17 protein-coding genes are annotated in these 20238 nt (G+C 65.1%); 14 read left to right on the top strand and 3 right to left on the bottom strand.

Annotation, left to right across the window (positions count from 1 at the left end; all coding sequences use genetic code 11):
• Window positions 1-11 precede the first annotated feature (11 nt).
• The 3 genes from rpoC (at window position 12) to ACWIKC_RS11915 (ending at window position 8380) form a co-directional block, all read left to right on the top strand.
• Window positions 12-4337 carry a DNA-directed RNA polymerase subunit beta' gene (gene rpoC, locus ACWIKC_RS11925; RefSeq protein ID WP_454597714.1) on the top strand — a complete coding sequence of 1442 codons (4326 nt, stop codon included), beginning with the start codon at window positions 12-14 and terminating at the stop codon, window positions 4335-4337.
• Between the two features lie 271 nt (window positions 4338-4608).
• A complete protein-coding gene (locus ACWIKC_RS11920; RefSeq protein WP_454597713.1) occupies window positions 4609-6933 on the top strand; it encodes a putative bifunctional diguanylate cyclase/phosphodiesterase in 2325 nt (774 codons plus the stop codon).
• Between the two features lie 79 nt (window positions 6934-7012).
• On the top strand, window positions 7013-8380 hold the full coding sequence (locus ACWIKC_RS11915; protein WP_454597712.1) for a glutamate--tRNA ligase: 1368 nt from the start codon (window positions 7013-7015) through the stop codon (window positions 8378-8380).
• Window positions 8381-8400: 20 nt separating this feature from the next.
• Here ACWIKC_RS11915 and pyk read toward each other — a convergent pair whose 3' ends face one another.
• Complete coding sequence (gene pyk, locus ACWIKC_RS11910; RefSeq protein WP_454597711.1) at window positions 8401-9855, bottom strand: pyruvate kinase; 1455 nt, start codon at window positions 9853-9855, stop codon at window positions 8401-8403.
• A gap of 50 nt (window positions 9856-9905) precedes the next feature.
• On the opposite strand from pyk, the gene ACWIKC_RS11905 reads away from it, so the two are divergent.
• The 3 genes from ACWIKC_RS11905 to ACWIKC_RS11895 all read left to right on the top strand — a co-directional run bounded on the left by ACWIKC_RS11905 (window position 9906) and on the right by ACWIKC_RS11895 (window position 10993).
• Complete coding sequence (locus ACWIKC_RS11905; RefSeq protein ID WP_454597710.1) at window positions 9906-10217, top strand: DUF1244 domain-containing protein; 312 nt, start codon at window positions 9906-9908, stop codon at window positions 10215-10217.
• A gap of 80 nt (window positions 10218-10297) precedes the next feature.
• Entirely contained in the window at window positions 10298-10534 is a 237-nt protein-coding gene (locus tag ACWIKC_RS11900) for a DUF2312 domain-containing protein (RefSeq protein ID WP_454597709.1), read from the top strand.
• 111 nt (window positions 10535-10645) lie between these two features.
• On the top strand, window positions 10646-10993 hold the full coding sequence (locus ACWIKC_RS11895; protein ID WP_454597708.1) for a heavy metal-binding domain-containing protein: 348 nt from the start codon (window positions 10646-10648) through the stop codon (window positions 10991-10993).
• Here ACWIKC_RS11895 and ACWIKC_RS11890 read toward each other — a convergent pair whose 3' ends face one another.
• A complete protein-coding gene (locus tag ACWIKC_RS11890; RefSeq protein WP_454597707.1) occupies window positions 10994-11752 on the bottom strand; it encodes a CPBP family glutamic-type intramembrane protease in 759 nt (252 codons plus the stop codon).
• Between the two features lie 49 nt (window positions 11753-11801).
• Between ACWIKC_RS11890 and ACWIKC_RS11885 the strand changes: the two genes are divergently transcribed.
• From ACWIKC_RS11885 to ACWIKC_RS11870, 4 genes are all read left to right on the top strand, one after another.
• The gene (locus ACWIKC_RS11885) at window positions 11802-12548 is read left to right on the top strand and encodes a YebC/PmpR family DNA-binding transcriptional regulator (protein ID WP_454597706.1); all 747 of its coding nucleotides are present in this window, start codon (window positions 11802-11804) and stop codon (window positions 12546-12548) included.
• A 122-nt stretch (window positions 12549-12670) separates the two neighbouring features.
• A complete protein-coding gene (gene ruvC, locus ACWIKC_RS11880; protein ID WP_454597705.1) occupies window positions 12671-13144 on the top strand; it encodes a crossover junction endodeoxyribonuclease RuvC in 474 nt (157 codons plus the stop codon).
• Window positions 13145-13154: 10 nt separating this feature from the next.
• Window positions 13155-13511, top strand: a complete 357-nt coding sequence (locus ACWIKC_RS11875; RefSeq protein WP_454597704.1) for an arsenate reductase — start codon at window positions 13155-13157, stop codon at window positions 13509-13511.
• Window positions 13493-14581: a glycerophosphodiester phosphodiesterase family protein gene (locus ACWIKC_RS11870; RefSeq protein WP_454597703.1), complete on the top strand. Its 1089-nt coding sequence runs from the start codon at window positions 13493-13495 to the stop codon at window positions 14579-14581. Before ACWIKC_RS11875 ends, ACWIKC_RS11870 begins: the two co-directional genes overlap by 19 nt.
• Here the strand turns inward: ACWIKC_RS11870 and ubiG are convergent.
• Complete coding sequence (gene ubiG, locus ACWIKC_RS11865; protein ID WP_454597702.1) at window positions 14559-15320, bottom strand: bifunctional 2-polyprenyl-6-hydroxyphenol methylase/3-demethylubiquinol 3-O-methyltransferase UbiG; 762 nt, start codon at window positions 15318-15320, stop codon at window positions 14559-14561. The two genes, ACWIKC_RS11870 and ubiG, sit on opposite strands and share 23 nt — an antisense overlap.
• A gap of 50 nt (window positions 15321-15370) precedes the next feature.
• On the opposite strand from ubiG, the gene ACWIKC_RS11860 reads away from it, so the two are divergent.
• From ACWIKC_RS11860 to ACWIKC_RS11845, 4 genes are all read left to right on the top strand, one after another.
• Window positions 15371-16651: an aspartate kinase gene (locus tag ACWIKC_RS11860; protein WP_454597701.1), complete on the top strand. Its 1281-nt coding sequence runs from the start codon at window positions 15371-15373 to the stop codon at window positions 16649-16651.
• A gap of 10 nt (window positions 16652-16661) precedes the next feature.
• Entirely contained in the window at window positions 16662-17822 is a 1161-nt protein-coding gene (gene purT / locus ACWIKC_RS11855; protein ID WP_454597700.1) for a formate-dependent phosphoribosylglycinamide formyltransferase, read from the top strand.
• A 189-nt stretch (window positions 17823-18011) separates the two neighbouring features.
• Window positions 18012-19163, top strand: coding sequence for a DUF3089 domain-containing protein (locus ACWIKC_RS11850; protein WP_454597699.1), 1152 nt, complete (start codon window positions 18012-18014; stop codon window positions 19161-19163).
• Window positions 19164-19212: 49 nt separating this feature from the next.
• Window positions 19213-20229 (top strand): NAD(P)H-dependent flavin oxidoreductase, encoded by a 1017-nt coding sequence (locus ACWIKC_RS11845; RefSeq protein WP_454597698.1) that lies wholly within the window; start codon window positions 19213-19215, stop codon window positions 20227-20229.
• The last annotated feature ends 9 nt before the right edge of the window (window positions 20230-20238 follow it).

Here is a 20238-nt window from a genome sequence, read left to right as displayed (position 1 = left end):
GCGGAACAGACATGAACGAACTGACCAAATTCACCAACCAGCTCGCCAAGCCGGAAACCTTCGACCAGATCCAGATCGGGATCGCTTCCCCCGAGCGGATCCGCTCGTGGAGCTTCGGCGAGATCAAGAAGCCCGAGACCATCAACTACCGCACGTTCAAGCCCGAGCGTGACGGTCTGTTCTGCGCGCGCATCTTCGGTCCGGTGAAGGATTACGAGTGCCTGTGCGGCAAGTACAAGCGTATGAAATACAAGGGCGTTGTCTGCGAGAAGTGCGGCGTCGAAGTCACCGTGACCAAGGTCCGCCGCGAGCGGATGGGCCACATCGAACTGGCCGCGCCGGTCGCGCATATCTGGTTCCTGAAGTCGCTGCCCTCGCGCATCGGCCTGCTGCTCGACATGCAGTTGAAGCAGCTCGAGCGCGTGCTCTATTTCGAGAGCTACATCGTCACCGAGCCGGGCCTGACCCCGCTCGAGAAGTTCCAGCTGATGACCGAGGACGAGCTCCTCGACGCGCAGGACGAGTACGGCGAGGACGCCTTCACCGCCGATATCGGCGCTGCCGCGGTCAAGACCATGCTCATGGATCTCGATCTCGAGCAGGAGCGCGCCGATCTGCTGCACGAGCTCGAGACCACCAAGTCCACGCTCAAGCCCAAGAAGATCATCAAGCGCCTGAAGGTCGTTGAGAGCTTCATCGATTCGGGCAACCGCCCCGAGTGGATGATCCTCGAGGTGATCCCCGTGATCCCGCCCGAGCTGCGCCCGCTGGTGCCGCTGGATGGCGGCCGGTTCGCGACCTCGGATCTCAACGATCTCTATCGCCGCGTCATCAACCGCAACAACCGCCTCAAGCGGCTGATCGAGCTGCGCGCTCCGGACATCATCGTCCGCAACGAAAAGCGCATGCTGCAGGAAGCCGTCGACGCATTGTTCGACAACGGCCGTCGTGGCCGTGTCATCACCGGCGCCAACAAGCGTCCGCTGAAGTCGCTCTCCGACATGCTCAAGGGCAAGCAGGGCCGCTTCCGCCAGAACCTGCTCGGCAAGCGCGTCGACTATTCAGGCCGTTCGGTGATCGTCACCGGTCCCGAACTCAAGCTGCACCAATGCGGCCTGCCCAAGAAGATGGCGCTCGAGCTGTTCAAGCCGTTCATCTACGCCCGCCTCGACGCCAAGGGTCTGTCGATGACCTTGAAGCAGGCCAAGAAGTGGGTCGAGAAGGAGCGCAAGGAAGTCTGGGACATCCTGGATGAAGTCATCCGCGAGCACCCGGTCCTCCTCAACCGCGCGCCGACGCTTCACCGCCTCGGCATCCAGGCGTTCGAGCCCGTGCTGATCGAGGGCAAGGCGATCCAGCTTCACCCGCTGGTCTGCTCGGCCTTCAACGCCGACTTCGACGGCGATCAGATGGCCGTCCACGTTCCGCTGAGCCTCGAGGCCCAGCTGGAAGCGCGCGTGCTGATGATGTCGACCAACAACATCCTCTCGCCCGCCAACGGCAAGCCGATCATCGTGCCTTCGCAGGACATGGTGCTGGGTCTCTACTACCTCTCGATGGAGCGGCAGGAGAAGACCCCCGAGTTCATCGATAACGCCGACGGCACCAAGGTCGAGAAGCTCCAGATGTTCTCGGACATGGCCGAAGTGCACCACGCGCTCGAGACCAAGGCGGTCACGCTGCACACCAAGGTCATCGCCCGCGTCCCGCAGGCCGATGAAAAGGGCAATGTGTCGATGACCCGGTTCGAGACCACTCCGGGCCGCATGCTGATCGGCGAATGCCTGCCCAAGAACCACAAGGTTCCCTACGACATCGTCAACCGCCTTCTGACCAAGAAGGAAATCGGCGACGTCATCGATCAGGTCTATCGTCACACCGGTCAGAAGGACACGGTGCTGTTCGCCGACGCCATCATGGTGCTGGGCTTCCGCCACGCGTTCAAGGCCGGCATCTCCTTCGGCAAGGATGACATGATCATCCCCGATTCCAAGATCAAGACGGTCGAGGACACCAAGGATCTGGTTGCCGATTACGAGCAGCAGTATCAGGACGGTCTGATCACCCAGCAAGAGAAGTACAACAAGGTGATCGACGCCTGGAGCCGTTGCGGCGACGTGGTGGCCGAGGCCATGATGGAGGAAATCCGCTCGCAGCCGATCGGCGAAGACGGCAAGCAGGCCCAGATCAACTCGATCTACATGATGAGCCACTCCGGTGCGCGTGGTAGCCCCGCGCAGATGAAGCAGCTCGCCGGTATGCGCGGGCTGATGGCCAAGCCGTCGGGCGAGATCATCGAGAACCCGATCATCTCGAACTTCAAGGAAGGCCTCAACGTCCTCGAATACTTCAACTCCACCCACGGCGCCCGCAAGGGTCTCGCGGATACGGCGTTGAAGACGGCGAACTCGGGCTATCTCACCCGCCGCCTCGTCGACGTGTCGCAGGACTGCGTCATCGTCGAAGAGGATTGCAAGACGCAGAACGCGCTCGACATGCGTGCGATCGTCCAGGGCGGCTCGGTCATCGCCTCGCTCGGCGAGCGTATCCTGGGCCGGACCATCGCCGAGGACATCGTCAACGCTGCCACCGGCGAAGTGATCGTCAAGGCCGGCACGCTGCTCGACGAGCCCATGGTGAAAGAGATCGAGGCTGCCGAAACGCAGGTCGCCAAGATCCGTTCGCCGCTGGTCTGCGAAGCCGACCAGGGCGTCTGCGGCAAGTGCTACGGGCGCGATCTCGCCCGCGGTACGCCGGTCAATATCGGCGAGGCTGTCGGCGTCATCGCGGCGCAGTCGATCGGTGAACCGGGCACTCAGCTGACGATGCGGACATTCCACATCGGCGGCGCCGCCCAGCTCAACGAAACCAGCCATCTGGAGAGCATCTCCTCGGGCAAGATCGTCTATCGCGACATGCCGACCATCGTCGACAAGAAGGGTCGCATCCTCAGCCTCGCCCGCAATGGCGAGCTGGCGGTGATCGATGCCGAGGGTCGCGAGCGCGAGATCCACAAGGTGCCCTATGGTACCGTGCTGATGCACAAGGATGGCGACAAGGTCACCGAAGGCGATCGTCTGGCGGAATGGGATCCGTTCTCGCTGCCGATCATCACCGAGCAGAGCGGCGTGGTCCGCTTCCAGGATCTGGTCGAAGGCACGACCCTGGAAGAGCGCGTCGACGATGCCACCGGTATCGCCCAGCGCGTGGTGACCGAGAACCGTGCCACCGGCCGCAAGCGCAACGAGGACCTGCGTCCGCGGCTTACGCTGCTCAACGATGCCGGCGACGAGACCGAGGCGGCGCGTTATATGCTCGCCCCGGGGACGACGATGTCGGTCGAGGACGGCCAGCGGGTCGATGCGGGCGACATTCTCGCGCGTGCCAGCCGCGAAGCCGCCAAGACCCGCGACATCACCGGCGGTCTGCCGCGCGTTGCGGAGCTGTTCGAGGCGCGTCTGCCCAAGGACATTTCGGTCATCGCCAAGATTTCGGGCCGGATCGAATTTGTTCGCGAGTACAAGGCCAAGCGCAAGATCGCGATCGTCCCGGAAGAGGGCGCACCGGTGGAATATCTGGTCCCCAAGACCAAGGTGATCGACGTGCAGGAAGGCGATTTCGTCAAGAAGGGCGATACGCTCATCTCGGGCTCGCCCAACCCGCACGACATTCTCGAGGTCATGGGTGTCGAGGCACTGTCCGAGTACATGGTCAACGAAATCCAGGAAGTTTACCGACTGCAGGGCGTTAAGATCAACGACAAGCACATCGAGGTGATCGTTCGCCAGATGCTGCAGAAGGTCGAGATCACCGATGGCGGCGACACCACGCTGCTGCCGGGCGAACAGGTCGATCTGGAGGAAATGAACGAGGCCAATTCGAAGCTGACGCGCAGCAAGAAGAAGGCCGCGGGCGTGCCGATCCTCTTGGGCATCACCAAGGCGTCGCTGCAGACCCGCAGCTTCATCTCGGCGGCTTCCTTCCAGGAAACGACCCGTGTGCTCACCCAGGCTTCGGTCGAGGGCAAGAAGGACACGCTGGTCGGTCTCAAGGAGAACGTGATCGTGGGTCGTCTCATCCCCGCCGGGACCGGCGCGGGCATGAACCGGATGCGCGTCACCGCCTCGGGGCGCGATGTCGCGCTGCGGGCGCAATGGAAGAAGGCGCAGGATGCGATCATCGCCGCCCAGACCGCCGAGGAAGAGCGCAAGGCCGAACTCGCGCAAGGGGCCGAGGCCGCGACCGGCGATTCGCCGCTCGCCACGATGGAAGGCGAGACCCACGGCACCGACGCCGATGCCGGCGACTATCTGAAGGATGGCGAAGCCGAGAGCTGAGCGCCCTTCTGGCAGGCACAAGGATCGACCCCGCCGGAGCCCAGCTCCGGCGGGGTTTTTCTTGGTCCTGAGTCCGCCATGCGATTGGCAGCCGGACCGACTATTCCCTCCGGCGCACCGCGATTCAAGGGGACACCTGCTCCTGATAAGGGGTTGCGGTGCAGGGGTTTTGCCCGTTATCCAAAAGTTTCGGGGCCGTGGATGCCAATCCGCACACGGCTGATCGGTTCGAGCGGTCGGTCGTCCGGTCGGGAAGGCATGATGTACCAAGGTGGATGATCGCGGCGACATCGAAGGACTCCTTCTGGGGCGTCGCATCGACGCATTGGCCTCCGCTTCGCCTTTCGTTCTGGTCGCAGCGGTCTTCTCGATCGCCTTTCTCTTCGCGACCTTCGGCGACGATGTGCCTTCGGAGCCGCTCGCCGCCTGGACACTCGGCGCGCTATTGATCCTCGCCGCGCGCCTTGCCGTCATGCGGCGGATCAGCCGGGAGGAAGCCGACCCGTTGCGTTCCCGGCGGAGTTTCAGACTTGTCCAGGCGCTCATGGCGGGCAGCAGCCTGACCTGGGCCTTCGGCATTCCCATGTTCGCCTATTATGGTTCGGGGCTCGAACTCACGGTCCTTGCTCTCGTCGGTACGGCCATGTTCGTCGGCGTATTGCTGATGAACCGCGCCATCCCCTCCGCAGCGCTATTCCACACTGCCGTGCTGGCAGCGGGGCTGATCGTCGCGGCCTGGCTGATCGCCGAATGGAACGCCTGGATCGCGATTGTGCTGATCCTTGTTTATGCGGCGGTGCTGATGCGCTCGGTACTGGCGCATGACAGGCTTTTCGTCGCCGCCATCACGAACGAGCTCGAGCGCGTCGAGAGCGAGGCGACCGTGCGGATGCTACTCAGCGAATACGAGGTGCAGGCAAACGACTGGTTGTGGACCGTGGGGCCGCGGGGCAATCTGCGCGAAGTGTCCGACCGGCTGGCGGACGCCTTCGGCCGGCCTGCAGAAGAACTCGAAGGACAGCCGTTCATCGATCAGCTCAGCGAAGGCGAGAGGCGTGACCTGTTCGCGGAAGCGCTGGCGCAGCGGCAGGCGTTCCGCGACAAGCTGGTCAGACTCGAACTGGACGGCGAAATCCGTTTCTGGCGCCTGTCGGCCCGGCCACGCATCGATGGCAGGATGACCGGAGTCGCGCGCGACGTTACCGACACCCAGATCATCGAGGAACGCGTCAGCTACATGGCGCATTTCGACAGTCTCACCGGCCTCGCCAACCGCTACATGTTCAACGAACGGCTGCGGGATGCTTTGGACAAGCACGGCACGAATTCGATGCGGGTCGCGCTGTTTTATCTCGATCTCGACGATTTCAAGGGCATCAACGACACTCAGGGACATATGTTCGGCGACAGGCTGTTGCGCGAGGTCGGCGCGCGGCTGGAGCAGGATGTCCGCTGCGAAGATCTCGTCGCGCGGCTGGGTGGGGATGAGTTCGCGGTGGTCGTCGTGACCAATTCCGGCGACGGCATGTTGATCGAGCGCGCGCACCGGTTTTTGTCGATCCTGCGCGAACCGTTCGAAATCGACGGTCAGACGGTGATCTCGACCGCCAGCGTGGGCGTGGCCCGCTGCAGCGAAAAGACCTGCGAGGCGGACGAGCTCATGCGCCGCGCCGACCTCGCCTTGCACGCTGCAAAGGCCAAGGGGCGAGATCAGGTCGCGCTCTTCGACCAGCGGCTCGATAGTGAGATGCAGGAGCGGCGGCGCATCGAGCATGAGTTGCGCGATGCGATCAGGCACGACGAGCTAAGGGTACACTACCAGCCCGTAATCGATCTCGATAATGGTGCGACCGTCGCCTACGAAGCGCTGGTTCGCTGGGAACACCCGCAACGCGGCATGCTCCCGCCGCTGCAATTCCTGACCGTCGCCGAGAACACCGGCCTGATCATCCCGCTGGGCGATTGGGTCATTCGTCGCGCGCTCAACGAAATGGCGAAATGGGACGGCGATTTCCGTGTATCGATCAATCTTTCTCCCAGCCAGATCCGCTCGGCCCATCTGCTGAACTCGATCACCGATGCGCTGGCGGAATCGGGGATGGACCCCTGCCGGGTCGAGTTCGAGATTACCGAACACGTCATCCTCGAGCACAATGACGTGGCGCTGGCCACGCTGATCAAGCTGCGCGAAATGGGGATGAGCATCGCGCTCGACGATTTCGGAACCGGCTATTCCTCGCTCAGCTATCTGCGCCGCTTCCCGCTCGACCGGATCAAGATCGATCGCGAGTTCGTCAAGGATCTGTGCGACAGCGTCTCTGCGCGGGCGATCGTCTCGGCCATCACCAGGCTCGCCGACGCGATGGGCATCCCGACGACCGCCGAGGGAGTCGAACTGCCCGAGCAGCTCGATCTGCTGCGCAAACTGGGCTGCAACGAAGCACAGGGCTATCTCATTCTCGAACCGGTAGCAGCCGACCGTCTCGGCGACCCGCACGATGAGGCGAGCCGCATGCCCGAGCTATGCGGCAGCGTGCTCGACTACCGCAAGGCGCGGCGGGTGGTATTGGCGCGCCGCCGAAAGCGATCGGCCTAGCGACTTCGGCGCCTTCGCTTCCCGGTCGAGCGTGGAAGCCCTCTCGCTATCGGTTCGCCTGCGCGCTATCCGCGAAGCCATGACAAAAGTAACCCGTTTCGCCCCCTCGCCGACCGGCCGCCTCCATGTCGGCAATATCCGCACCGCGCTGCACAATTGGATGCTGGCGCGAAAGACCGACGGGCGCTTCCTGCTGCGGATCGACGACACCGATGCCGAGCGCAGCCGCGAGGAATATGTCGAGGCGATCCGCGAGGATCTCGCCTGGCTCGGCCTGGAACCGGATGGCGAAGAGCGGCAGTCCGCCCGATTGCCTATCTACGAAGCCGCTTTCGAGCGGCTGCGGCAGGCGGGCCGGGTCTATCCCGCCTATGAAACCGCGCAGGAGCTCGATCTCAAGCGCAAAATCCAGCTCGGGCGGGGGCTACCGCCGGTCTACGACCGCGCCGCGCTCGATCTGACGGACCAGCAGCGCGCCGGGAAAGAGGCCGAGGGCATCGCACCGCACTGGCGCTTCCGCCTCGACCATTCCGCCCCGATCGAATGGGACGACGGCGTCCGGGGGAAGCAGAAATTCGATCCCTCCCAGCTTTCCGATCCGGTCGTCCGCCGGGCCGACGGCTCGTGGCTCTATATGCTGCCGAGCGCGGTCGACGATATCGAGATGGGCGTCACCCAGGTGCTCCGCGGCGAGGATCACGTTTCCAACACCGCCGTTCAAATTCAGATGTTTACCGCACTTTATGCTGCGGGCATGGCGTCTGGCTCGGCTGCAGCAAATCGGCAGCATCCGGGTTTCGCGCATGAGGCGCTGCTGGTCGGCAAGGAAGGGAAACTGTCCAAGCGCCTGGGCTCGCTCGGCTGCGATGCGTTTCGCGAGCGCGGAATTGAGCCCGAGGCGCTTATCGCCTTGCTGGCAAGGCTCGGAACCTCGCTACCCGTCGAGCCGATTGCCGATCGCGAGGCGCTGCTCGAGACCTTCGATCTGGGTACATTCGGCCGCGCACCGGCCCGGTTCGACGAGGCCGATCTCGAGCGGGTCAACACCGCGATCCTCCACCAGATGCCCTATAGTAAGATAGCCGATCGTCTTCCCGAGGGAATGGACGAGGCTGGGTGGCACGCCATCAGGCCGAATCTGGAGACAATCTCACAGGCGCGGGACTGGTGGCAACTGGTCACCGGGCCCATCGAGCCCTGCGACTTCTCGCCGGAGGACAAGGCGTTTCTCGACCAGGCGGCTACGGCGCTCGAATGGGGCGAGGATCCCTGGCACGCGCTGACCGCCCGGCTCAAGGAGAGTACCGGGCGCAAGGGCAAGCCGCTGTTCCTCCCGCTGCGGCTGGCGCTCACCGGCAAGGGCCACGGCCCCGATATGGGCGAGCTTCTGCCGCTGATCGGCGAGGCCGAAGCGAGAGTGAGGCTGGAGAGCGCCGCGCGAGGGTAACCGGCTCGCAGGCGCGGGGCTCAGCCCTCGTATTTCTCCAGCTCGTTGCCGGTCAGCGTGACGACGTGGAGCAGGTTGGTCGATCCCGGCGTGCCGAAGGGAACTCCCGCCAGTACGATCAGCTTGTCGCCGCCGGTGGCAAAACGATGGCGCAAAGCCATGCGCTTGCCCTTGGCGATCATCTCCTCGAAGCTGCCGATATCGCGGGTGACGACCGCATGCGCACCCCATAGCAGGCCCACGCGGCGGGCGGTTTCGTAAGACGGCGTCAGCACCATCATCGGCACCGAGGGCCGTTCGCGGGCGACGCGGCGAGCGGTCGAACCCGATCCCGTGAACACCGTGATCGCCTTGATGGAAACCGTGTCGGCCACGGTCATGCAGGAATGCGCCAGCGCATCGGCGGTGGTCCGGTCGGGCGGGGTATCGAGAAAGCGCACCCGCTCGATATAGCCTTCGTCGCGTTCCACCTGGACCGCGATGCGATGCATGATGGTGACCGCCTCTTCGGGCCATTCGCCCGCGGCGGTTTCCGCCGAGAGCATGACCGCATCGGCGCCGTCATAGACCGCATTGGCCACGTCGGAGACTTCGGCGCGGGTCGGGGCGGGGCTTTCGATCATCGATTCGAGCATCTGCGTCGCCACGATCACCGGCTTGCCGACCAGCCGCGCGGTGTTGACGATCCGCTTCTGCAACGGCGGCACCTCCTGCGGTTCAAGTTCGACCCCGAGATCGCCGCGCGCCACCATGATCCCGTCGGCCAGCTCGACGATCTCGTCGAGCCGCCGGATCGCCATCGGCTTCTCGATCTTGGCGCAGAGCGCCGCCTTGCCGCCGATCAGCTTGCGCGCCTCGGCGATATCTTCGGGTCGCTGGACGAAGCTCAACCCGATCCAGTCCACGCCTTGCGACAAGGCGAAGGCGAGGTCCCTGCGATCCTTTTCGGTAAGCGCGGGGATGGGAATCTCCGCGTCGGGCACGTTGACGCCCTTGCGGTCGGAAATGACCCCGCCGACCTCGGCCGAACACAGGATCGCGTCCTTATCGGCGCGGATCACCCGCAAGCGGATCTTGCCGTCGTTGATCAACAGCCGCTGGCCCTTTTCCAGCAGGCCGAACAGTTCGGGGTGGGGTAGCTCGACCCGCGTCTCGTCGCCGGGCGTGGGATCGCGGTCGAGCGTGAAATGGCCGGAATGGCGGATGACCGCCTTGCCATTCTTGAACTTGCCAACGCGCAATTTGGGGCCCTGAAGGTCCGCGAAGATCGGGATCGGGCGGCCGAATTGCTTCTCCAGCGCGCGGATGTTGCGGATGGCCTCGGCGTGCGTTTCATGCTCGCCATGGCTCATGTTGACGCGGAAAGCGTCGGCCCCGGCTTCGAACAGCCGACGCATGACGTCGGGGTCGCTGCAAGCGGGGCCGAGGGTGGCGAGGATCTTGACCTTGCGGCCGCGCGGATCGAATTTTCTCATAGGCTTCGCTATGACAGGCCTCTGTTGCAACTCAAGGATGAAGCCGCGCCATGACCACGAATGCCGATCCGCTCGATGCCCTCCCCGACGATGTCGCCGCCGCCGCATTCCGCCGGCTGGTCCGGCATCTGCAACACCGCCACGACGCCCAGAATATCGAACTGATGGGATTGTCGGGCTTCTGCCGCAACTGCCTGTCCGACTGGATCCGCGATGCAGGCTATGCCGGCGACAAGGCTGAAGCGCGCGCGCTGATCCACGGGATGCCGGTGGAGGAGTGGAAAGCGACCCGCCAGACGCCCGCGACCGAAGAGCAATTGCGGCGGATGGAGGAGAGCGTGGCGAAGAATCGCGTGGAATAGCGCGGCCGCGGCTTCACCGACCCGGTGCGGTCGGCTAGCAGGCCCGCAACCGATTCTCATTTCCATTGGAGCATTCAACCATGGCCGAAGCCACCGACGACCGCCTGCGCCTGCTGATCGAGCGCATCGAACGCCTCGAAGAGGAAAAGAAAGGCATCGCCGACGATATCCGCGACGTCTACGCCGAATCCAAGGCGGTCGGCTACGATCCCAAGATCATGCGGCAGGTCGTCCGGCTGCGTAAGATGAAGCCCGACGATCGTTCCGAACAGGAAACCATCCTCGAGACTTACAAGGCCGCACTCGGCATGGGCTGATGGCGGTGGGTGAGGCTTGATCGGGGGCGTGCTCTACCTTAGCAACACGGTGTAAGGCCGCAGTTATCGCTAAAGGTAGGCGGCACGCGATCAGGCAAGAGGAGACAGTCCATGGCAAGCCCCTGGAAAGATGCACGCGGGATCATCGTCACCACCACCCCGACGATCGAAGGCAGTCCGATTCAGGAATATCTCGGGATCGTGACCGGCGAGGTGATCGTCGGTGCGAACCTGTTTCGCGATCTGTTCGCCAATATTCGCGACATCGTGGGCGGGCGCTCGGGAAGCTACGAGCGTATTCTGGCCGAGGCGCGCGAGAAGGCGATCCAGGAGCTGCAAGCCGAATGTGGCAGCCGCGGCGGTAATGCCATCGTCGGGGTCGATCTCGATTACGAGGTCATCGGCGATACCGGTTCGATGCTGATGGTCAGCGCCAGCGGGACCGCTGTGCGCATCTGATCAACCTGCCAGGAGGGTGCCGGCCAGGACCAGCGCAATGGCCGTGCCGTTGTGGAGGGCGTGGAGCAGCATGGCCGCCCACAGCCCATAGTGCACGCGCAGATAGCCCAGGATCGACCCCGTCACGAATTGCGGCAGCACCAGCGGCAGCAGGACATAGAGGCTGCCCCGGTCGAAATTGAACAGGTGGACGCAGGCAAACGCCGCGGTGCTGAGCCAGAAGAACAGCGGGAATGCTCGGGTAAACCAGCCCATCGCGTCGCGGCGCCGCAAGCGCCAGAGGATCAGCAGGGCGAGGCCGGGGAAAAACACCAGGCATGCAATGATCACAATGCCCGTCGCCACTCCGGTCGTATCGCCCAGCGCCGGCATCGCCGCGAGGGCGCCCAGGCCCGCTACGAGCGCCAGCAGCCCGAAGACATGACCCGGCCGACCCGACAGCCAGCCTCGGAAGGCGATCTCCTCCAGCAACGGCGCGCCGATCACCACCAGCGCCACGATCAGGAACGAGATGTCGATAGTCTCGAGCGCGGTTTCGGGCAGGTCGACGCCGGCGGCGACCACCGCCGTCGCGAGCGCCATCAACACCGCCATCATCGCGAAATCGAGCCCCAGCATGCGCAGCACCGCGCGCAGGCTCGCGCCGCTCCGCGGGCGGGCGCGGGCGGGCAGGGCGGGGCGCTTGAGGAAGGCGGCGAAACGCCGCCACTCCTCGCGGGCGGAATTCGCCTCGCCAAGGCTTGTCGTCACGCTTGTCATGCGGCTATTGCGACCTTCTGATCCCTCCCACAACTATCAAGCGATACCCATGGCAGGCCATTCCAAATTCAAGAACATCATGCACCGCAAGGGTGCGCAGGACAAGAAACGGTCCAACCTGTTTTCCAAGCTCAGCCGCGAAATCACCGTCGCGGCCAAGATGGGGACGCCCGATCCGGACATGAACCCGCGGCTGCGGCTGGCGGTCAACGCCGCCAAGTCGCAGTCGATGCCCAAGGACAATATCCAGCGCGCGATCGACAAGGCCAGCGGCAGCGACGAGGATAATTACGAGGAAGTGCGCTACGAAGGCTACGGCCCGGGCGGCAGCGCGATCATCGTCGAGGCATTGACCGACAACCGCAATCGCACCGCGACCTCGGTCCGCACCGCGTTCAGCAAGCATGGCGGCAATCTGGGCACCGAGGGCAGCGTCCAGCATGGCTTCGAACGGCTCGGCTACATCGTCTACCCCGCGGATGCCGGCAGCGAGGAAAAGGTCCTCGAGGCGGCGATGGAAGCGGGCGCCGACGACATCGCCTCGACCGAGGACGGCCACGAAATCTGGACCGCGGCGGAAGATCTTCACCAGGTCGCCACCGATCTGGAAAAGGCGCTGGGCGAGGCCGAGACGGTCAAGCTCGCGTGGAAACCCAACCTCACCGTCGATATGGACGAGAAAAGCGCGGGCACGCTGCTCAAGCTGATCGATGCGCTCGACGACGACGACGATGTCCAGACGGTGTGGGGCAATTACGACATTTCCGACGAGGTGATGGAGAAGCTCGAGGGGTGATCTGCGCGGCGGATCCTTGGCGAAAATGGGCTTCCAAAGCTGCTCGGTAGCCCGTTTTCCCTGCCTTCGATGATAACCATACTGCAACCCAGTGGGCATCTAGGTGCGGGCAGAGAGGCATCATGATTATACTCGGCCTCGACCCCTCGTTGTCCTGCACCGGCTGGGGGCTGATCCGCGCTCAGGGATCGCGGCTGATTCATCTCGCCAACGGGCAGGTGAAGACCGATCCCAAGGCGCCGATGGCCGAGCGGCTGGCCCACCTCTATCGCGAGATCGCAGCGGTGATCGCCGCGCATTCCCCCGACCGCGCCGCGGCGGAGGAGGTGTTCGTCAACAAGAACCCGCAGTCCACGCTCAAGCTGGCGCAGGCGCGCGGGTGTGTGCTGGCGGCGTGCGGGGCGTCCGGGCTGTCGGTCAGCGAACACGCCGCACGCGCGGTGAAGAAGGCGGTGGTCGGTACCGGTGCGGCGGAAAAATCTCAGGTTCAGGCGATGCTCAAGATCCTGCTGCCAGGCGCAGCGATCGCGGGCGCCGACGCCGCCGACGCGCTGGCGGTGGCGATCGCCGATGCAAATCTGACCAGACCAGGCTGACGGAGCTTCGATGACCATCCACCTCTACGGTATTCCCAATTGCGACACGGTGAAGAAGGCGCGCAAATATCTCGATGCGCGCGGGCTCGACCATGTCTTTCACGACTTCAAAAAGGAGGGCGCCGATCCCGTGCAGCTCGCGCGCTGGATCGAGACCGAAGGGGTCGACACGGTGCTCAACCGGCGCGGGACCACCTTCCGCAAGCTGGACGAGACCGACAAGGCGGATATCGATGCGGCCAAGGCCGTCACATTGCTGCAATCCCATCCGAGCATGATCAAGCGCCCGATAGTCGAATATGGGGTCGAGCATGCGGGCGGCCTGCTGGTCGGGTTCAAGGAGGATGAATGGGACGCCGCTTTCTGATCGCCGCCGCCGCGGCGTTTGCCGCGCTGGTCGCACCGCCGCTGGCTGCACAACCGACGAGCGAGGGCATGCTCGTGATCGCCCATCGCGGGGCGAGCGGCGAGCGGCCCGAGCACACGCTGGCCGCCTATGAGCGCGCGATCGATGCGGGCGCGGACTACATCGAACCCGATCTGGTCGCGACCAGCGATCTGGTGCTGGTCGCGCGGCACGAGAACGAGCTGTCCGACACCACCGATGTCGCCACGCGCGAAGAGTTCGAGGATCGCCGCCGGAGCAAGGAGATCGACGGGCAGATGGTCTCGGGCTGGTTCGCGGAGGATTTCACGCTGGCCGAACTGCGCACGCTGCGCGTCGTCGAGCGGCTGCCCTCGGTGCGCCCGGGCAATGTCCGTTACGACGGGCTTTACCAGATCCCGACCTTCGCCGAGATCGTGCGGCTGGTGCGCGCCAAGGAGGCCGAAACAGGCCGCCGCATCGGTATCTATCCCGAGCTCAAGCACCCCAATTTCCTGCTGCAGAACGCCGGGATCGATACGGTCGACCTTTTGGTGTTGGCGCTGCGCGAGGCAGGCTATGCGGGCGCCGATGCCCCGGTGTTCCTGCAGAGCTTCGAGATCGCCCCTCTGCGGCGGCTGGCCCAGCGAACCGATTTCCGGCTGATCCAGCTGGTTGCGGCCGAGGGCGGACCGGCGGACGAGCCCGATATGCGCTATGCCGACATGCTCGCGCCCGCCGGGCTCGCAGAGATCGCCACCTATGCCGACGGGATCGGCGCGGCGATCCCGCTGCTGCTCTCGCCCGATGGCAGCGCGACCGCGGTGATCGCCGACGCGAAGGCGGCAGGGCTGGCGGTCCACGCCTGGACGTTGCGCAAGGAGAACGTCTTTCTCCCTGCGCCGCTGCGGCTCGGCACCAACGAGGGGGCGGTGGGCTGCGATGCGACGCTCTACGCCATGCTCGCGGCGGCGGGTGTGGACGGAGTCTTCGCCGACGATCCCGCGCGCGCGCTCGACTGGCGGGGCGGGGCGGTGCAGCCCGGCTGCGCTATTCCCGGTGGCGCGCGGTGAGGATGTAGTTGAGCGCTGTGTCTTCGGACAGGTGCAGCCCCTTGTCGGGGCGGAAACCGATCCCGCTGGTCGTCACCACCTCGAGCCCGGCGTCGGCCAGCAGGGGTTCCAGCTCCTCGGGGGTGATGAAATCGTCCCAGTGATGCGTCCCGCGCGGGACCATGCCGAGGCGTTCGGCGCCCTCGACCAGCAAGACCCGCGATTGCGCGGTGCGATTGGGTGTCGACACGACCAACAGCCCACCGGGCGCCAATGTCGAAGCGAGTTCGACAATAAAGGCGCTTTTGTCGGCAACATGCTCGAGCACTTCGAGACAGGTGACAAGATCGAACTGCCCCAGATCGAGGCTGGCCAGTTCGCCGGACAGATAGCGGATATCGAGCCCCGTGCCCTCGGCATGAAGCGCCGCCGCGGAGACGTTCTCCGGAGCGGCATCGACCCCGGTCACTTCCGCGCCCAGCCGCGCCAGCGGTTCGCACAGCAGCCCCGCGCCGCAGCCGACATCGAGCGCGGCTTTACCCGCCAGCGGCTGCCGGTCGCGGACATCGCCGCCCCAGTGCAGGTCGATCCCGGCGCGGATGAAGCGCAGCCGCACCGGATTGAGCCGGTGAAGCATCGCCGAACTGCCCCTGGGGTTCCACCAGTCGGCGGCCAGCCGACCGAAATGCGCCGCCTCTTCGGGGCGGATGGTTGCCGCGCCGAAAGGATTGCTTCGCGTCCGCGCTGTTGCATCGCTCATGCGCGATCCGTAACAGCGCGCAACGAAGCTTACCAGCAAGAGGTGCGCGCTTGGCACGGATCGTGATGAAATTCGGCGGCACGTCGATGGCGGGGACCGAGCGGATCCGCCGGGTCGCCAATATCGTGCGCAAGCAGGCCGCGGGCGGCAACCAGGTCGCGGTAGTGGTTTCCGCGATGGCGGGCGAGACCGACCGGCTGATCAATTTCTGCCGCGAGGCCAACGCGCTTTACGATCCCGCGGAATACGATGTCGTGGTCGCCAGCGGCGAACAGGTGACCGCCGGTCTGCTGGCGCTGACGCTGCAGTCGATCGGCTGCCCGGCGCGCAGCTGGCTGGGCTGGCAATTGCCGCTGAAGACCATCGAAAGCCACGCCAGCGCGCGGGTCGAGAGCATCGATGGCGAGGGGCTGATCGCGGCGATGGAGCGCGGCGAGATCGCGGTCATCCCCGGTTTCCAGGGGGTTTCCGACCACAACCGCATCACCACCATGGGGCGCGGCGGCTCGGACACCTCGGCGGTGGCGGTGGCCGCGGCGGTGCAGGCCGACCGCTGCGACATCTACACCGATGTCGATGGCGTCTACACCACCGATCCGCGGATCGTCGCCAAGGCGCGCAAGCTGCGCGCGGTGACCTACGAGGAAATGCTCGAGCTGGCGAGCGTCGGGGCCAAGGTGCTCCAGACCCGCTCGGTCGGGCTGGCGATGAAGGAGAATGTCCGCGTCCAGGTGCTCTCCAGCTTCGTCGACGACGATGCGGCCTCGGCCGACGATTACCCCGGGACGATGATCGTCTCGGAAGAAGAAATGAACGCATTGGTGGAGAAGGGCGAAATGGAACGCCAGCACGTGACCGGCATCGCGCACGACAAGAACGAAGCCAAGATCATCCTCACCCGCGTCCCCGACCGGCCCGGCTCGGTGGCGCATATCTTCGACCCGCTCGCCAAGGCGAGCATCAATGTCGACATGATCATCCAGAACGTCGGCCGCGACAAGGGCGAGACCGATGTCACCTTCACCGTGCCGCAGTCCGATCTGGCGCGCGCGCAGGCGCTGCTCGAGGACCGCCGCGAAGAAATCGGCTTCAACCGCATCATCACCGACAGCAAGATCGCCAAGATCTCGGTGGTCGGCGTCGGCATGAAGAGCCACGCGGGTGTCGCGGCGACGATGTTCCGGTCGCTCGCCGATCGCGGGATCAACATCCAGGCGATCACCACCAGCGAGATCAAGGTCAGCGTGATGATCGACGAGGACGAGACCGAGCTCGCGGTGCGCGTGCTGCACACCGCCTACGGGCTGGATGCGCCGGATGAGGCGGCCTGAGGGTAACGCGATGAGCCACACCGCCAAAATCCTCCTGCTCGGCTCGGGCGAGCTGGGGCGCGAATTCGTGATCTCGGCCAAGCGGCTGGGCGCTTATGTGATCGCCTGCGACGCCTATGACGACGCGCCCGCGATGCAGATGGCCGATGCGCGCGAGGTGTTCTCGATGCTCGACGGCGAGAAGCTGCGCGAGGCGGCCTTGCGGCACCGGCCCGATTATATCGTTCCCGAGGTCGAGGCGATCCGCACCGAGGTGCTGGCCGAACTGGAAGCCGAAGGCTTCACCGTGGTGCCGTCGGCGCGCGCCGCGCAGCTGACGATGAACCGCGATGCGATCCGCGATCTCGCCGCGCAGCAACTGGGGCTGGCGACCTCGCGCTATCTTTACGCCAAGAACCTCAAGGAGGTTCGCACTGCAGCCGAGCACACCGGTTTCCCTTGCGTGGTCAAGCCGGTCATGTCGTCCTCGGGCAAGGGCCAGACCACGGTGCAGGACGAGGCGGGGCTCGAGGCGGCGTGGGATTACGCGGTCGCCAATATGCGCGGCGATCGTGCCCGGGTGATCGTCGAGCAGTTCGTCGATTTCGACTACGAGATCACGCTGCTGACCGTGCGCCACAAGGACGGGGTGAGCTTCTGTCCGCCGATCGGCCACCGGCAGGAGCGCGGCGATTATCGCGAAAGCTGGCAGCCTGCGCCCATGGCCGACGCCACCATAGTCCGCGCGCAGGAGATGGCGCGCGCGGTGGTCGAGGAGCTTGGCGGCTACGGGCTCTATGGCGTCGAGTTCTTCGTGAAGGGCGAGGAGGTGATTTTCTCCGAACTTTCGCCGCGCCCGCACGACACCGGGATGGTAACGCTGCTGAGCCAGAACCTCTCCGAATTCGATCTCCACGCCCGAGCGGTGATGGGGCTGCCGATCCCCGAATCGATCCGTGCGCGCCCCGCGGCCTCGGCGGTCATCCTGGCCGAGCGCGACAGCGCGAGCCTGCGCTATGAATCACTGGCGGAGGCGATGGCCGAGGGCGCGGACATCCGCATCTTCGGCAAGCCCGAGGCGCGCCCCTACCGCCGGATGGGCGTCGCGCTGGCGGCGGCTGGCGATATCGACACCGCCCGCCGCAAGGCCTGTGCTGCGGCGGGACGGGTGCGAATCGTCTACGGCGACTGAAGCCATCCACCGAACATCATCACGTTCATGAGGCGGCCCGGTACCGGAAAAGCGACGGGCTTTTAGCTGAAACAGATCGGCGGGCGCGGGCAAGAGCCGGCGCGAATGCAGCGTGCCCGCGCGTCCGGTGAAATTGCGCTTTACTGTCGCCGCGGCATACCGCATCCTCTAATCAGCAGGAGGAGAGGTATGATGAAACTCGCATGGATGTCCGCTGCGGTGCTCGCGCTCACGGCCGCGCCAGCCTTGGCTGATGAGAGCCAAGCCCCCGATTATTCGCAGGATACCGCTTGGTTGTGCAAGCCGGATCGGATCGACGCCTGCGCCACCGACCAATCGCTCACGGTGATCGAGGCGAACGGCGCGATGCGCGCCGAACCGCTGGTGCCCGATGCGGACCGTGCGTTCGATTGCTTCTATGTTTACCCGACCGTTTCGAACGATCCGGGCGGCAACAGCGACATGATCGCAGGTGCCGAAGAGCTATCGGTGGCGCACGCGCAGGCCGCGAGGTTCCGCAAACATTGCCGGGTGTTCGCGCCGCTCTACCGCCAGGTCACGCTGACCGCATTGCGCAACCTGATGGCCGGCGGCACCGAGCCGGTTCCCGACCGGGCGCTTGGCTTTGGCGACGTGCAGGCCGCGTGGAAGAGCTACCTCGCCAACGACAACGACGGGCGCGGGGTGGTGCTGATCGGACACAGCCAAGGCAGCGGGATGCTCGGCCAATTGCTCAAGACGATGACTTCGGCGGAGGAGCGCGCCAAGGTAGTTTCGGCCCTGCTCATTGGCACCAATGTCGAGCGCTCGGCGAACGACCCGGCGGTGGGCGACTTCGCTTGGATGCCGCCTTGCGCCAGCGCCGAGCAGCACGGCTGCGTGGTGACCTACGTCACCTTCCGCGACAATGTACCGCCGCCCGCCGGAAGCCGTTTCGGGCGGGCGCAAAATGCCGGGATGCAAACGCTCTGCGTCAACCCCGCCGCACTGCTCGGCAAGGGCGCAGAGGCCGATGCGATCTTCTCGACCGAAGGGGTCGGCACCGCGAGCAGGCCGATGACCGAATGGGTCGTGGGCGAGCCGCTGCCGACGACCAATTTCGTTTCGGTGCCGGGACTGATTGAGGCGAGCTGCGCCAATCGGGACGGCGCGAACTATCTCGCGGTGACAGTCCGCGGCGATCCGGTCGACCGGCGCGTCGATGACATCACCGGCGATGTATTCGCGGGCGGGATGCGGCTCGATGACTGGGGGCTGCACCTGCTCGACATGCCGGTGGTCATGGGCGACCTGGTGGAGCTGACTCGGCGACAGCACGCAAGCTGGGCAGCGGCGCGCTGATCCGGCATGCACTTGCCCCGTGCCGCGTGCGCCCTTAAGTGCGCGCAGCATGAACGACTTTCCCAGAACCAACCGGTTGATGCAGCGCGGCGCAGAATTCCTTGGCACCGAATACGCCATCATGTGCGGGGCGATGAGCTGGGTGTCCGAGCGCAATCTCGTTGCCGCCATCTCCAACGCCGGCGGCTTCGGCGTGATCGCCTGCGGCGCGATGACCCCCGAGCTGCTCGACACCGAGATCGCCGAGACGAAAAAGCGCACCGACAAGCCCTTCGGCGTCAACCTCATCACCATGCACCCCGGGTTGTTCGACCTCATCGAGGTTTGTGAACGCCACGGCGTGGGCCACATCGTGCTCGCGGGCGGGATCCCGCCCAAGGGCAGCGTCGAGGCGATCAAGGGTGGCAAGAACCCCGCCAAGGTCATCGTCTTTGCGCCGACGCTGGCGCTGGCCAAGAAGTTGCTGCGCTCGGGCGGCGATGCGCTGGTGATCGAGGGGATGGAGGCGGGCGGCCATATCGGCCCGGTCTCGACCAGCGTGCTGGCGCAGGAAATGCTCCCCGAGCTGGCCGAAGACCACGTGGTTTTCGTCGCCGGCGGGATCGGGCGCGGGCAGGCGATCGCGGGCTATCTGGAAATGGGCGCGGCCGGGGTCCAGCTGGGCACGCGCTTCGCCTGCGCCACCGAGAGCATCGCGCATCCCAATTTCAAGAAGGCCTTCTTCCGCGCCAATGCGCGCGATGCCGTGGCCAGCGTCCAGCTCGATCCGCGGCTCCCGGTGATCTCGGTGCGCGCGCTCAAGAACAAGGGCAGCGAGGCCTTCACCGACAAGCAGCGCGAAGTCGCCGGCACGCTCGACCGCGAGGAAATCGCGATGGGCGAGGCGCAATTGCAGATCGAGCATTACTGGGCCGGCGCCTTGCGCCGCGCGGTGATCGATGGCGATGTCGAGAACGGCAGCCTGATGGCGGGCCAGTCGGTCGGGATGCTCAAGGAAGAAGAACCGGTGGCCGACATCATCGCCAAGCTGATGGCGCAGAGCGAGGGTGCCCTAAGCCGGAGATAGTGGCCGGAG

Source organism: Qipengyuania sp. SM2507 (assembly GCF_053714505.1).
Note: the sequence above shows the minus strand (reverse complement) of the source record. Positions and strands in the feature narration are given on the sequence as shown.